Annotated in this window: 10 protein-coding genes; 3 read left to right on the top strand and 7 right to left on the bottom strand. The window is 66.6% G+C overall.

The annotated features are described in order from the left end of the window. From F3J17_RS13380 to F3J17_RS13355, 6 genes are all read right to left on the bottom strand, one after another. Positions 1-3,569: YqcI/YcgG family protein (locus F3J17_RS13380; protein ID WP_167058771.1), on the bottom strand; the 3,569-nt coding region annotated here is incomplete at its 3' end. Positions 3,570-3,782: 213 nt separating this feature from the next. Further along, a complete protein-coding gene (locus F3J17_RS13375; protein ID WP_167058768.1) occupies positions 3,783-5,237 on the bottom strand; it encodes a peptide synthetase in 1,455 nt (484 codons plus the stop codon). Between the two features lie 96 nt (positions 5,238-5,333). Then, positions 5,334-6,329 (bottom strand): TauD/TfdA family dioxygenase, encoded by a 996-nt coding sequence (locus tag F3J17_RS13370; RefSeq protein WP_167058765.1) that lies wholly within the window; start codon positions 6,327-6,329, stop codon positions 5,334-5,336. Then, positions 6,326-7,144 (bottom strand): alpha/beta fold hydrolase, encoded by an 819-nt coding sequence (locus F3J17_RS13365; RefSeq protein ID WP_240160947.1) that lies wholly within the window; start codon positions 7,142-7,144, stop codon positions 6,326-6,328. The genes F3J17_RS13370 and F3J17_RS13365 overlap by 4 nt, the downstream gene beginning before the upstream one ends. Positions 7,145-7,154: 10 nt before the next feature. After that, entirely contained in the window at positions 7,155-7,388 is a 234-nt protein-coding gene (locus F3J17_RS13360; protein ID WP_167058762.1) for an MbtH family protein, read from the bottom strand. Positions 7,389-7,973: 585 nt separating this feature from the next. Further along, on the bottom strand, positions 7,974-10,493 hold the full coding sequence (locus F3J17_RS13355; protein WP_167058759.1) for a penicillin acylase family protein: 2,520 nt from the start codon (positions 10,491-10,493) through the stop codon (positions 7,974-7,976). A 364-nt stretch (positions 10,494-10,857) separates the two neighbouring features. On the opposite strand from F3J17_RS13355, the gene F3J17_RS13350 reads away from it, so the two are divergent. The 3 genes from F3J17_RS13350 (at position 10,858) to F3J17_RS13340 (ending at position 13,425) form a co-directional block, all read left to right on the top strand. After that, on the top strand, positions 10,858-11,349 hold the full coding sequence (locus F3J17_RS13350; RefSeq protein WP_167058756.1) for a DUF2753 family protein: 492 nt from the start codon (positions 10,858-10,860) through the stop codon (positions 11,347-11,349). A gap of 54 nt (positions 11,350-11,403) precedes the next feature. Then, positions 11,404-12,027: a superoxide dismutase gene (locus F3J17_RS13345; RefSeq protein WP_167058753.1), complete on the top strand. Its 624-nt coding sequence runs from the start codon at positions 11,404-11,406 to the stop codon at positions 12,025-12,027. Between the two features lie 90 nt (positions 12,028-12,117). Next, positions 12,118-13,425, top strand: a complete 1,308-nt coding sequence (locus F3J17_RS13340; protein WP_167058750.1) for an Nramp family divalent metal transporter — start codon at positions 12,118-12,120, stop codon at positions 13,423-13,425. Here F3J17_RS13340 and F3J17_RS13335 read toward each other — a convergent pair. Continuing rightward, entirely contained in the window at positions 13,422-14,102 is a 681-nt protein-coding gene (locus F3J17_RS13335) for a DUF2325 domain-containing protein (RefSeq protein ID WP_167058747.1), read from the bottom strand. The two genes, F3J17_RS13340 and F3J17_RS13335, sit on opposite strands and share 4 nt — an antisense overlap. Positions 14,103-14,278 lie beyond the last annotated feature (176 nt).

The raw sequence follows: 14,278 nt of genomic DNA, 5'->3' as shown, positions 1-14,278 counted from the left end.
AGTTCGGCAGCGGGCGCGGCAAGCTGCGCGCGCCACCAGCCGAGATGCGCTTCGAGCGCGGCCGCGTGGGCCGGATCGCGTTCGGCGCGCGCGTGCTGCGCGTATTGCAGCGGCGCGGTTTCGAACGACGCGGGCAAGCTCGACACGCCGTCGATGCGCGCATCGTAAGCCGCGCACCATTCGTCGAGCAGCACGGCGAGTGCGTGCGCATCGGCGACGATGTGATGCACGTGCAGATGCACCACATGCTCTTCGTCGGCGACACGGCAGAGCGTTACGCGCAGCAGCGTGTCGTGCGCGAGGTCGAACGGCTGTTCGGCCAGCTCGTCGAGGAAGCTGTAGAGGCGCGCATCGCGCACGCCGCCGTCGAAATGCGCGAAGTTTTCGCTGCGCCATTGCGCGCCGCGCGTGTCATCGACGATCTGGCGCGGCACGCCCTGCGTTTCCGTGAAGCGCGTGCGCAGGATCGCGTGACGGCGCACGACGTCGCCGAGCGCAGCCTCGAAGGCCGCCGCGTCGAGCTTGCCCGCAATACGCACGCTCGCCGAAATCGCGTTGGCGGTGTCGCGCGGGTCGAGCTTCCAGAGCAGATAGAGGCTTTCCTGGCCGAGGCTGAGCGGGGCTTCGGCTTCAACATTCGCTTCGGCCTGGGGCTTTGCAGGCGCTTGCGCGGCCCGCTCAGGCGTCGCGATATCGGCAAGCGCGGCAGCCTGCGCCGCAATGGTCGGATGCTCGAACACGAAGCGCAGCGGCAATTCCGTGCCGAAGCGCGCATTCAGGCTCGCCACCAGTTGACCCGCGACGAGCGACTGGCCGCCGCTCAGGAAGAAGTCGTCGTCGCGCGCGGCGCGTTCGAGCGCCGGAAGCGCGTGCCACAGCGCGGCGATCTGCGCTTCGAGCGAGGCATCGGCCGCCAGCGGTTCAGCCGGGTTATCGATGGCGGATTCGCCCTGCACATAGCGCGCGACGGCCGCCAGCGAGCCGTCCGCGAAACCTTGCGCACACGCGGCGCGGCGCAGCTTGCCGCTCGACGTGCGCGGCAGCGCGCCCGCTTCCGGCAGCAGCACCGCGCCCACCGGCTCGCCGAGCGTCGCCGCCACGGCTGCGCGGATCGCGTCGATGACTGCTTGCGCCGCGCCATCGCGCTGCGCCGAGCGCGCCAGTTCGGCGGCCACGCCCACGGCTTCGTCGCCTTGCGCATCGCGCACGGCGAAAGCGGCGATGCGGCCGTTGCGCAGACCATCGACATTCGCGAGCGATCGTTCGATGTCCTGCGGATAGACGTTGCGTCCGCGCAGGATGATGAGGTCTTTCACGCGGCCCGTCACGTAGAGCCGCCCGTTATCGACAAAACCAAGGTCGCCTGTGCGCAGCCAGCGCGTATTCGTCGTGCCGGATTCGTCCTGCACGAAGGTCGCGTCGCTCGCTTCCGACTTGTTCCAGTAGCCTTGCGCGATGCTCGGCCCGGCCAGCCAGATTTCCCCGATGCGGCCATCGGCGAGCGGCGCCTGTGTGGCAGCATCCGCGATGCGCACTTGATGCTGCGGCGCGATGCGGCCGCAATCGACGATGGCGCTCGCCGTCGCGGCGTCACTCGCCGTTTCGGCGTCACTCGCCAGCGCGCCTTCGCCACGCGCGAGCGCGGCGGTGTCGAAGCCTGGCGCGCGCGCGCCCTCGCCCGCCGTCACGCCGCTCGCCAGCAAAGTGGCTTCGGCCAGGCCATAGCACGGGTACAGTGCGCGCGCGTCGAAGCCCGCGTGGGCGGCGCGCTGCGCGAAGGCGTCGAGCGTTGTCGCGCGGATCGGCTCCGCGCCGCAAAAGGCCACGCGCCAGCAGGACAGATCCAGCTCGGCCAGCGCCTTGAGTTGCGAATCGCGCACGCGCTCGGCGCAAAGCTGATACGCGAAGTTCGGGCCGCCGCTCACGGTCGCGCGGTAGCGCGAGATGGCGCGCAGCCAGCGCGCGGGCTGTTCGAGGAAATGCTGCGGATCGAGCAGCACGAGTTCGAAACCGAAGTACAGCGGCAGCATCATGCCGCCAATCAGACCCATGTCGTGATAGAGCGGCAACCAGCTCAGCATCACATCGCGCGTGGCGTCGATCGACATGGCCGCGTGAATCGCGTGCTCGTTCGCGGCGATGTTCGCATGGCTCACCATCACGCCCTTGGGCTCCGAGGTCGAGCCGGATGTGTATTGCAGGAAGGCCAGCGCGTCGATATCCGGCGCTTCAAACACGAGCGGCGCGGCGCGTTGCAGCGTCTCGGGCGCGAGCGTCACGCAATCGGCTTGACGGGTTGCGCCCTCAACCAGTGCGCGCCACGCCTCGTGCTGCGCCCCGACCACCACGGCGATACGCGGCGTGCAATCAGCGTGCATCGCGCGCAGACGGTCGAGATGCTGCGCGTTCTGCGCGTGCGGCGCATACGCCGGCACGGCGACGAGGCCTGCATAGAGGCAGGCAAAAAAGCTCACCACGTAATCGATGCCGCTTGGCAGCATCAGCATCACGCGCTCGCCCGGCTGCGCGTGTTCGCGCAGGGCCGCAGCGGCGCGCTGCACGTGTTCGAGCAATTGCGCGTAGCTCAGCGCCTGCTCTTCGCTCGCGCCATCGACGAGAAAACGCACGGCAATCGCGTGCGGGCGGCCGCGTGCATGATCGACGAGTCGAGAAACGATATCGGCGGGCATGGCGTCAGCGGCGGCCTGAGCCGACAGCGCTTCGCGGGCGAGTCGCGATTTGCGGCTCAGGAATGGGCAGACGTCGCCCGCGCGCGCGTTGTTATCGCCGAGAAAATACTGCTTCCATTCAAGGTTGCCGGGATCGCCGTAGAAGCCCAGATCCGGGTGCGGCTCGACCTCGTCCCATTTGAGCAGGCGCTGGCGCACCTGGTTACGCGCTTCGCGGCCGATCACCTTGTTAGTGATGGTGTCGACGAACACCGCGCGCGGCTGGAACAACAGCACCATGCCTGGGCCCAGATTGCGGCTGTGGCGCGTGGCGAACGACGGCAGCGCGCACACCACGAACATTTCGATGCCCGCGAACGCGAACTCCCAGGCTTCATCGGAAGGATCGGGGTAAGCGTCGGCGGCGGGATTCGGATCGGCGTCGTGCAGTTGCTGCAGGATGCGCCAGAAGTGACGCTGATAGTCTTCGTGACGCAGCGGCTCTTCGTCGGGCTCGAAGAACACCGCGATATTGTTCTTCCGGTACTCGGGCAGCGCAGCCAGACGCGCAAACGTTTCCATCGACGCGGCCATGTCGCCGGGTCCCTTGCCTTCCACGAACGCATAGAACATTTCGCCGCGACGCTCGGCCACGGTGCCGAAGAAGCACGGATATGCTGGGTCCATCACCTGCGAGCGCAGCGTCTGATACGACGCGTCGAGCCATGCGGGCAGCGCGATTTCCGCGCCGATGCGCTCGCCCTGGATCACGCGGCTGGTCCAGTCGGCGGCATTGCAGGCGCTCGCGCGCGTGGCAAGTTCGGCTTGAGCCGCGCGTTGTGCGTCGTCCAGTGCCGCGCTTTCGTGCGATGCGCCCTGCGTTTGATTCGATTCCATCATGCTCCCTTGCATTCGTCGATGAGGTGCGTTCGTTCGCAAACGCACCCGCCATGCGCGCCGTTCGCGGCCGCGCGTTCATGCGGATTTTTCGTGGGGAGAAGTCGTCGCGCTTCGGATGAGCGTCTGGTGATCTGACGGCGCCCGCCGCGCGCGGCGGGCTGGCCGGGTAAGGCTTGTTGTGTTTCTAGTGCGTATTCAGCGGTGCCAGACGTGTTACGCCGCGACGGGCGCGTCCAGTTCGGCCATCAGCGCTTCAACCCACGGATCGGGAATGATCGGCTGGTGATAGGTGCACTCGCCCGACACGACGGTCGAGCCATGCAGGCGGCCATCGGGGATCAGCACCATGTCGCCCTCGTTCATCTTCAACTGCATGCCGACGTTGCCCCAAAACAGCATTTCGCCCGCTTCGATCGTCACGAGACGGTGATCGTTGTGGACGTGCGTGGTCGAGCACATCTCATGCGGTTCCACAAACGTTTCGCGGTCGATGTCGGGAAATTCGGCGTAAATGCGCGTGCTGATGCGGCGGGCGAATTCGCAGAAGCGCTCGATCGCCGACAGCCAGCGCAACTGTTCGCCCAGGTCCCAGCGAGCGCGTTCGCACAGGCGCTCGGCGGCGGCGAAGCCTTGCATGCACTGCTCGCGCGCGGCCACGCCGTAGTGGGTTTCGAGTTCGCGCAGCGTGTCCGCAAAGCGGCGCGCCAGTTCGCGTTGACGGTCCGCGCCCGCATCGGGCGCCGCGCCGCCGCGTGTGAGATGGGCGCATGCACGCGTGAGCGCCGCCACGAACGCAAGCTGCTCCGCTTGCGCCGCAAAGGCTGCGCCGATCAGGCCGAAGGCGCGATCCGGACGGCGTCCGAGCGCATACAGCAGATTGCATTTGGCGAGGCTCGTCGGCAGATAGAACTGCCAGTACGAGTGTTGCTCGCGCGTGATCTGCGCGGCTTCGGCGACGCGTTCGAGCAGGTTTTCGCTCGCGTGATCGAGCGCCAGCGTCGGGTGCAACGCAGCGGGCAGCACGTCGAAAAAGCCGCTCGCCGCCGCGCGCGCCAGTGCGTGACGCTTCGACGGCAGCAGCGCCCAGCGCTGCACGGCGATAAAGCGCAGGCCGTCGGCGAGGTAATCGTTGCGCACCAGACGCGCGAAATTGTCCTCCCAGAACGCGAGTTCATCGCCGATCAGACGCGTCAGGCGCGCCGCGGCGGCGTCGCCCTGCGTGGCGCTGTCGGTGTCGCGGCTCAGGTAGTCGAACGCGTAGCCTTCGAGAAACGGCGCGATCTGCGCGCCCAGCACGCGCACTTCATCGGCGTGATAGGCGCCGAAGTGCCGGCTGCGGTCGTCCGACTGCGCGTCGCCGGTCTGCAGCGGCGGGCGCGCGATATCCAGTTCGTAGATCGACAACAGCGTGCGGTTCGAAGCCAGCGACGGCAGACGGCTCACGTTGTGCGTGCGCACCGGCTTGCGGAACTTGAGAAACTCGAAGTCCTCGGGACGCAGCGGGCGGCGGTGGAACTGGCCGTCGAGCACCAGTTCGTCGACGACTGCGCTGCGAAACGGCAGCGCGGCGGCAAAGCGCTTGATGAGCGCGACATGCTCGTCGCTCTGACCTTCGAACGGCGTAAAGTCGAAGAGCGCCGCGCTGGGCGAGATAGAGGGTTGCGACATCGTCAGGAGTCCTTCTGGAGGCGAGGGGAATGACGGCTGGGGCTGCAAAGCCAGGGTGGATCGCTGCGGCGCGCGCCGCCAGCGAAAATGCGTGCGTCAGGCGGGCGGCCCGCTCATCGCGACCAGCACGCGGCGCGGTCCGGCAAACGGCGCGCGGCCGTGCGACATCAGCAGGTTGTCGAGCATCAGCAGATCGGCAGCGCGCCAGTCGAACGCAAGCAGGCTCTCGCGATAAACCGCGCGGATCTCGTCGAGCATCGCGTCGGGAATCGGGCTGCCGTCGCCGAACAGGGTCTGACGCGGCAGGCGGTCTTCGTCGACCACGTCGAGCAGCGCCTCGCGCACGGCATCGGGCAGATTGGTGACATGGAACAGATGCGCCTGGTTGAACCAGACGGTCTCGCCGGTCACGGGATGGCGCAACTCGGACTGACACACCTGGCGCGTGCGCAGCGCCTCGCCGTCGTCGAGCCATTCCCAGCCGATGCGATGCGTCGCGCAATAGCGCTCGACTTCGGCGCGGTCTTCGGTGCCAAACACCTGCTGCCACGGCAGATCCAGGCCATTGCCGTAATTGCGCACGTACATCACGCCCTGTTCCGCAAAACGGCGGCGCAGCGCGGGATCGAGTCGCGCATGCACGAGGCGGCTATCGGCGATGGGCGTGGCGCCGCCCTGCTGCGCCGCGATCTCGCAATAGAACCAGATCGTCGAGGGCCAATGCGTGGTGTACGACTGTTCGTTATGCTGATCGATCCATTGATCGGCCGGATATTCAGTCGAGGAATACACGCGCTTTTCGATGCGCTTGCGCGGCGTGGAGCCAAACTCGTAGTCGAGCAAGGGCTCACCCAGACGCGCGGCAACCTGGCCGAAACCGTCCGCGCCCGGCGCTTCGAAGCCGCGCAGCAGCACGCCGCCCTGCACGTGGCGCGCACGGCCGAGCAGCGCGGCGACCTCGGGCCAGTGCGCGTCGAGATTCGTGTCGGCATTCGCACGCGGGCTCACGCACAGCACGCGGGTGCCGTAGTGCTCGATGATCTCCTGCGCGAGCGTGGCCGATGCGGCGTTGTCGATGACGGCAGCGTTCATGTGACGAGACCTTGCGCAAGGGGATGGGACGCGCACGACGCCAGCGCCGCGCCGATGTGGCGCAGCAGCGGCGCCGCGTGCGTGTCGAGATAGAAGTGGCCGCCGTCGAAAGCATGCTGCGCGAACGGGCCCTGCGCGCAATCGCGCCAGGCGGTGACATCGGCGCTATGCGCGGTCGCGGCATCCTCGCGGCCGGTGAAAACCTCCAGCGCGCAGGCAAGCGGCGCGCGCGGCGCACGCGTCCACTCGGCCCGCAGATGCGAGAGATAAACGCCGCAGAGGTGAAAGTCGGCGCGCAGCACCGGCAGCACCAGGTCGAGGAAATCGGCGTCGGCGAGCAGTTCGGCGGGCGTGCCGCCCAGTGCCGCGAGCTTCGCGGCCATCGTCTCGCGCGGGCAGTCGAGCCAGTGCGTTTCGAGCGTGCGGCGCTCGGGCGCCACCGACGCCGAAGCGCCGAACCAAACCGGCTCGCGCCCGTCGCGCTCGCGCAGCGCGTGACACAGCTCGTAGCCCGCCAGCGCGCCCATGCTGTGACCGAACACGGCAAACGGCGCGTGCCGGGGCACGCGTGCGACGACTTCATCGGCCAGCGCGTCGATCAACGGCGTCCAGGCGCGATGCGGCGGCTGCGCACGGCGCAGGCCGTGGCCCGCGTAATCCGGCGCGAACACGCGCACGCCGCGCGGCAGCGCGGCCTGCCAGCGACGGTACGAAGCCGCAGCGCCGCCCGCGTGCGGCAGGCAGATAAGCTCGATCGGCAACTCAAGCGGCATTTCAAGCGGCGGCGTGACGCTCTGCGCCGCGGTGGCGTTCAACGGCATCGCGTCAGGCCGCGTTGCCGCCTTGCGCGGACTCGGCCTGCTCCATCGCGCGGCGCAGGCTCAGCGGGCGCATGTCGGTCCAGACTTCGTCGATCCAGGCCAGGCAATCGGCCTTGTTGCCCGACTTGCCCGCTTCGCGCCAGCCCGCCGGAATCGCCTTGTAGTCCGGCCAGATCGAGTACTGCTCTTCGTGATTCACCACGACGTGGAAATGCGTGTTGTCGTCGCCCCAGCTCATGACGGCTCTCCTGTTGTGCGATTGCGGTTGGTTCGGATGATGTCGCGCTGCGTCCTGCAACGCCGGCGATGCCTGAGATTCGGGTCCCGGGTTCTCGCCCCGGGATCACTTACAAATACTAACGTAAACACGAATCATTCTTATTTCTTTTTAAAACTTAGTATTTGCAGGGCATGCTGTCAACCCGTCAGACCGACCTGCTCGCCTGATGCGGACGGATCCAGTCGGTGAATTCCCCGTTCGGACAATGACTTGAGGAATTTGTAAAAAAGATTATCCAAAGCGCCGTAAGCAGATTTAAAACTACGATCCATAGGGAATTGCTGGTTGCCGTCACGAATTTCGATTAAGGTCCCGCGCGGCGCTCTGTACGCGATCTCCGATGATGCGCAATGCATGCATCGACACGTACCTGACTTGTGACATCGCTTGAACGGATTTTTTATCAATACTTTGGAATGCCAACTAGATTGCGCGCGTAAATCGCCTGATAGCCGCGCTATTGGCGACGTAAAGAAAATCACGTAAATCGCCCGTCAATGGCCGCGCCCTCTTCCGGCGCGGCCGTCTTTCACCAGCGCAGGCTCAGTGGCCGCTGTCCAGCACGGTGACGTCCAGCGCCGGGTCGGCCTCGATCTGCGCGCGCGTGTACGGCATCTTCACCCATGACTTCGTTGCATAGCGCTGCGTGTAGTCGCCCGCGTGCGGCGATGCGGGATCGTCGGACAGCGAGGTCGTGAGGAAGGTCCAGGCCTGCGGCCCATCGGCGTCGAAGCTCACCACCTGCATATAGCTGTTGCCGTTCGGGTTGCCGTCCAGCGCAAGGCCATCCGGCTCGTCCACATGTGTCTGCGAGCACGCCGCCGTGAAATAGCCCTGCCCCGTGCAACCGCCGAACAGCGGCACGCGCACGCCTGCGCGCGTGGCGTAGAGCGCCGCGCCGCGCGGGCTGTCCGGCGCAAGGTGCGCGCGGCGCAGATCGTCGGCGGCGGCGATCAGGGTTGTCCGCGCGAAGGCGGCGTCGAGGGTCAGGCCGCGCGGCGTGTTGAGCGGATCGGCGGCGTTTGCCGGCACCGTGTACGCCCAGCCCGTCCTGGCGGCCTGCAGATGCGTCCAGAACGCGTCCCAGAGATTCGCGCCACGCGCGTCGGCGTTGCCGGTGTTGTCCCAGCGGCGCAGCGCATTGCAGGCGGCGGCAAGCGTTTCCGTTTCCGCTGACGAAGACGAAGGCGAAGGCGAGGTCGCGTCACCCGTACAGGCAGCCGCCAGCACATCTGCCTTGAAGCGCTCCGCCGAAAGCGCGCGGCTATCGAGCGTCATTGCCCGCACGCTCGCGCTGTCCGCGCGCCGTCCCGCGAAACCGTCCTGGCCTTCCAGGCGCGCGCGGATCATCTGCAAGCCCAGTTGCGCGCGCAACGACAAGCCTTCCTGGCTGTCGAAGATCGCGCCATAGCCGCCAAGCGGCGCGGCCGGATTGGCGAACACGTAGCTGTTGTTCATGTTCGCCACGTAGTCGCGGCGCACGAGGCCGGGCATGGCTGCGGGCGGCAACGCGCCGGGCTGCCGCGCAATAGGCGCATCGGCCCAGTTGCAGGCCGCGCGCGAGCCGTCCAGCACCGGCACGCCGCGCGCCTTCGCGGCGAGTGCCCGCGCGATCGGTTCGATCGTGCAGTGCGCCGACAGCGCCTCGGGCACGTCCGGGATCGCGCCGATATCCGCATACCAGGCGCGCGCGTCGTTGCGCCCGACCGCGAGCGTGTTGACCCAGGGCATCGACGCATCGTCGCGCGTGATCCGCATGAAGTGTTCGAGCGAATCCGCGCGGTCCCAGCGCAGGAAGGTGTCGAACGTCCGGGTGTTGTCGGCGTTGATGTCGCGGATCGCGAAGGCCGTCTGCGCATTCGCCGCCAGCGCCGGCGAGAGGCCCGACAGGTCGACCAGCGGCCCAAAGCGCGTGCGGTATAGCGTGCGCGTGACGGTGCCAGTCGTGCCGTCGGCGTTGCGGGTTTCGACGCTGATGCGCTCGGCGCGCATTGGCTCGGGCTTGCCGTCGATCAGATACGCATCCGGGCGACCGGGCGCGAGCGCCAGCCGGAACAGGCCGAAGCGCCGCGCCGACGAGACCGTCAGGCTCCACGCCACATCGCGATTGAAGCCGATCATCACGACCGGCGCACCGAGAAAGGCCGCGCCGCTCACGTCGAGCTTGCCGGGAATCGTCAGTTGCGCCTGGTAAAAGCGGTCGGGACCGCGCCAGAACCAGTGAGGATTGCCGAACAGCAGACCGCTCGGCGTGCCGGTGGCGTCGCTGCCGAAGGCAATCGCATTGCTGCCGATGCCCGCCGCGCCGCCCGCCTGCAGATACGGCACGTGGGCCTCCTGAAGCGCCTGCGGCTGGGCAGAGACCTGCGCCGGCACGGGCGGCTGGGCGTGGGCGATCGCGTGGACAAAACGCGCGTAACCGCCCGCATACATGGCGGCGAGCATGCGCCGGTAGACGTCGCGCGCATCGATGGGTTTCACCCACGGCGCGGCGCGGCAGGCCGCGTGCGCCCCCGCGTGGCCACCCGCCTGGATTTCCTTCACATAGCGGTCGTAGCCCGCCGCGAAGCCGTGGGCAAGCGCCTGGATCTCGCCGGATTGCTGCAATTCATAGCGCGCGAGCGCCGCATCGTCGACGAGGAAGCGATAGTAGAAGTCCGCGTCCAGGTTCTCGGGACGGCCGATGGTCGAGTAAGTCGGCGTGTGTTCGGCCGGACCGAAGTAACGCGAGCGCTCGCCGCGCCAGGTCACGAAGCCGTCCGCGAGCGTGCAAAGATCGTCGCTCGCCTGCGCGTAGCCGTAGCCGTAACCCAGACCGCTCCAGTTGGCGGCCTCGATATGCGGCACGCCATAGGCCGTGCGGCGAATGGTGGCGCGCAGCGGCGTCGCGGCGATGGCGTCGATGTCCGCGGCGCGCGTGGCGGCTACGTCGGGCGCATCCGGCGCGCCGCTCTTTACGCCGGGCGCGCAGCCCGGCAAAACCAGCGCACCCAGCAGCGCCAATACGGCGGCTGCCCTGCTCGTTCGATATCGATCTGCCTGTTTCGGGTCCTGCACACGCATCGTTCTGCCTCCTGGATCAACATGCGTCGATCGCAGCAAACGGCCGTGCGCGGACCTGGTGCGCAAGCAGCCGGTTCCCCGCGATTCTGGTTGGAAATCTGTGTTGTCGTACTCGCCGCGCGGTGTGTCGCGGATGCTGCGTCGGTGTCGCCGTGCCTTTGCAAAGGCGGCAACAGGCGATGGCGGCTGCGGCGTTGAGCAGTCCTCAGCGCGAAGCGATGTCGACACTTGCCCGGCCCTGGCGCTTTGCCCCGCCTGCCACCCTGGTTATTCTGGCAATTCTAAATGGTAATGGTTATCATTTACAAAGCCCAGTGATTCGGAAACCCCTTTTCCGTCCCGGGCGCGACCAGGAGGCTCGACCATGCATCACCTTGCCACGCTCGCTGCCGGCGCTTCGCCGGCCAGAGATCCGAGCTTGTCCCAGTGGGAAGCCGTGACACGCCAGGCGCTGGCCGCGTCGCACGAAAGCGGCACGGGCGCAGCGGCGCTTGCTGCTTACGAACAGGCGCTGTCGATCGCGCGCCAGTTGCTCGTCGCCCCGCCCGCCGGGCGCGCACAGGATTGCGTGGCCGCGCTGGTCGTCTCCTGCCACAACCTCGCCGATCTGCACCTGGAACACGGCGATACCGACACCGCCGCCGGTTACCTCTGCCGCGCACATGAATCGCTGATCGCGCTCCTGCTCGACGCCGACCGGCCGTCGTCGCTGCGCGAGGCCGCGTTGCAGCACAGCCGCGTCTCGCATCTCGCCCTGATTTCGCATGTGGCCGCTCACGGGCCGCATCCCCTCATTACCCGTGTCATGCGCATGGGCTGTCTGGCGCTCAACGTCGACCGTCCCACGCGGCACTGATCCACCTGCCGACCAACCCGCTGGCAACACGGCCAGCCTGCAAGGAGTCACCCGATGCCCTACGTTTTGCCCGAACTGCCGTACGCGGTCGATGCGCTCGAACCGCATATCGATACCCGCACGATGGAGATCCATCACTCGAAGCATCATCAGACTTACGTCAACAATCTCAACGCCGCGCTGGAAGGCACGGAGTTTCAGGACCTGCCGGTCGAGACGCTGATCGCGCGCATCGAGTCGCTGCCCGAAGCGCTGCGCCTCGCCGTGCGTAACAACGGCGGCGGCCATGCCAATCACAGCCTGTTCTGGAAGGTCATGTCACCGCACGGCGGCGGCGAGCCGGACGGCGCGCTGCGAGCCGCAATCGACGCCGATCTGGGCGGCTTCGACGCGTTCAAGGACGCCTTCACCAAAGCCGCGCTCACGCGCTTTGGCAGCGGCTGGGCGTGGCTGAGCGTCAACGCGCAGGGCAAGCTCGTGGTGGAAAGCACCGGCAACCAGGATAGTCCGCTGATGGCCGGGCTGATGTCGGGCAATACGCCGATACTCGGGCTCGATGTGTGGGAGCACGCGTACTACCTGAAGTACCAGAACCGCCGCCCCGAATATATTGGCGCGTTCTACAACGTCGTCGACTGGCAGGAAGTCGCCCGACGCTACGCAGCCGCACGCGCATAATCGCCGCCGGATCGTCCGCACGATCTCGATGATCTGCATAACGAAGCACATTTCCATCGCCTGACGCCCGGCGTCGCGCGGGAGGTTTCGATGAACACGGTGACAGACAGAGGCACGCTCACCGGCCGCGCGACAACTGCGATCCGCGAAGTGCTTGCGGGCGGCCCGCGCGGACCGCGTTCGCTACTGCTGTTCGCGGGCCCCGCCGTGATCGCCTCGATCGCCTATATGGACCCGGGCAACTTCGCGACCAACATCCAGGCGGGCGCAGGTTTCGGCTACTCGCTGCTGTGGGTCGTGCTCGCGGCCAATCTCGTGGCGATGCTGCTTCAGGCGCTCTCGGCCAGGCTGGGGATCGTCACTGGCCGCAATCTCGCGGAACTCTGCCGCGAGCAGTTTTCGCCTCCGGTGGTGTACGCGATGTGGGCGGTCAGCGAAGTGGCGGCGATGGCCACCGATCTCGCCGAATTTCTCGGCGGCGCCATTGCGCTTGCGTTGCTCTGCAAAATGCCCTTGATTGCAGGCATGGGAATCACGGCGATCGTCACCTATGCCATCCTGCTGTTCGAAAAAAACGGCTTCCGCCCGATGGAGATCGTGATCGGCGCGCTGGTCGGCGTGATTGGCCTGTGTTACCTCGCCGAGATGCTGATCGCGCCGGTTGCGTGGTCCGAAGTGGCGCGTAATGCGATCGTGCCGTCGATGCCGGGCGGCGGTGCGTTGATGCTTGCAGCGGGCATCGTCGGCGCGACCGTGATGCCGCACGCAATCTATCTGCATTCGGGACTCGCGCAAAGCCGCATCGCAAGCAACACGGCCAGCGAGCGGCGCATGCTGATCTGCTTCTCGAATCTGGAGGTGATCGTCGCGCTCTCGATCGCCGGGCTCGTCAACATGGCGATGGTCATCATGGCGAGCGCCGCCTTTCATGCGGACCACAAGGACATCACCGAAATCAGCACGGCATATCAGACGTTGACGCCGCTGCTGGGCGCGGGCGCGGCCAGCCTCTTTCTGGTTTCGCTGCTCTGCTCCGGCGTGTCCAGTTCGGTGGTGGGTACGATGGCGGGACAGATGATCATGCAAGGCTTTGTCGGCTTCCGGATTCCGGTCTGGTTGCGCCGACTCGTCACGATGGCGCCCGCGTTCGTGGTCGTCGCGCTTGGCGTGAACGCCACGCAGGCGCTGATCGTCAGCCAGGTGGTGCTGTCGTTTGCGCTGCCCGTGCCAATGCTCGCCCTCGTGCACTTCACGCGGCGGCGCGACCTCATGGGGGAATTTGCCAACGGCCCGCTCACCGACGCGGCAGCGATTGCCGCTGCCTGCCTGATCCTTCTGCTGAACGGCGTCTTGCTGCTGGAAACCTTCGGGGTGGCGTTGCCGGGTTTGGGCGTTTAATCGCCTGAAGCCACGGGTGCGCGGGATGCAATGACCCGATCGAGCGCGTCGGGTTGCTCGACGAGCACGCATTGCTTGCCGGTACGGGAACAATAATCCCTGACGCGCCACCAGTCGCCGTGACTCACGCAGCCAGCCTGGCAGATGACGAGATCGGCGTCCGCCAGGCCTTGCCTGAGCTGCTCCGCGTCGGCGGCATTCGTGCGCACGAGTCGCACGCCGGTCTCAGCAAGCGCGAGTTCGGCTTTCGCGGTTTGTTGGCGATCCTGACCAATCCAGATCACGACTTTTCTGCGGTCAGCCGGTAGCGCGGCAGCTTCGCGCTTTGGCTTTACCGCCGTCTCGCGGCGCGATCGCGGCGCCGTGCTGGCCTCGCCTCGCATCAGCGCATGAATTCTGGCCTCAAGCTCTCGCACCTGCTGCGCCAGCGCGAGACGCTTTGGCAGCCCTGCAATTGCCGTCTTCACTTCCGTCAATTCTTCTTTGGCCCAGGCGAGCGCGGTTTCGCGGATCATCACTGCGGCCCGCAATTGCATCGCCTGCGCCTCCAGCGCTGCGATCTTCCTGGCCTGCTCGACGATGACGGCCGATGCGCGCCGCTGCGCACGCCCTAACTCTCGGACCACTCTGCCGTGCTCATCACAGAGGTCTAGCCAGTTCAGATTCGTTGCCGTCATTCCGTTCCATCCTCGCAGATATCAGCGCTGGAATTTGCCTGCCTATTCTTCGCCCTCATATTAGCAATGATTCTCATTTGGGTGTGGACGACCATCTTTGGAATACGCCCTTTCAGCGTTCAATCTCGCTGCGCGTCTGAGACGATCGGCAACCTCTTTGGCTTTTGGGAAGGTTG

Origin of the sequence: Burkholderia sp. Ax-1719 (assembly GCF_011753055.1) — a bacterium.
Taxonomy (GTDB): Bacteria; Pseudomonadota; Gammaproteobacteria; order Burkholderiales; family Burkholderiaceae; genus Paraburkholderia.
This window is presented reverse-complemented; position numbering and strand designations above follow the sequence as displayed.

Bases quoted from the DNA above. Each gene is read 5' to 3' on its own strand.
- F3J17_RS13375 (WP_167058768.1), bottom strand. From the start codon at position 5,237: ATGTCGCAACCCTCTATCTCGCCCAGCGCGGCGCTCTTCGACTTTACG.
- F3J17_RS13370 (WP_167058765.1), bottom strand. From the start codon at position 6,329: ATGAACGCTGCCGTCATCGACAACGCCGCATCGGCCACGCTCGCGCAG.
- F3J17_RS13360 (WP_167058762.1), bottom strand. From the start codon at position 7,388: ATGAGCTGGGGCGACGACAACACGCATTTCCACGTCGTGGTGAATCAC.
- F3J17_RS13355 (WP_167058759.1), bottom strand. From the start codon at position 10,493: ATGCGTGTGCAGGACCCGAAACAGGCAGATCGATATCGAACGAGCAGG.
- F3J17_RS13350 (WP_167058756.1), top strand. From the start codon at position 10,858: ATGCATCACCTTGCCACGCTCGCTGCCGGCGCTTCGCCGGCCAGAGAT.
- F3J17_RS13345 (WP_167058753.1), top strand. From the start codon at position 11,404: ATGCCCTACGTTTTGCCCGAACTGCCGTACGCGGTCGATGCGCTCGAA.
- F3J17_RS13340 (WP_167058750.1), top strand. From the start codon at position 12,118: ATGAACACGGTGACAGACAGAGGCACGCTCACCGGCCGCGCGACAACT.
- F3J17_RS13335 (WP_167058747.1), bottom strand. From the start codon at position 14,102: ATGACGGCAACGAATCTGAACTGGCTAGACCTCTGTGATGAGCACGGC.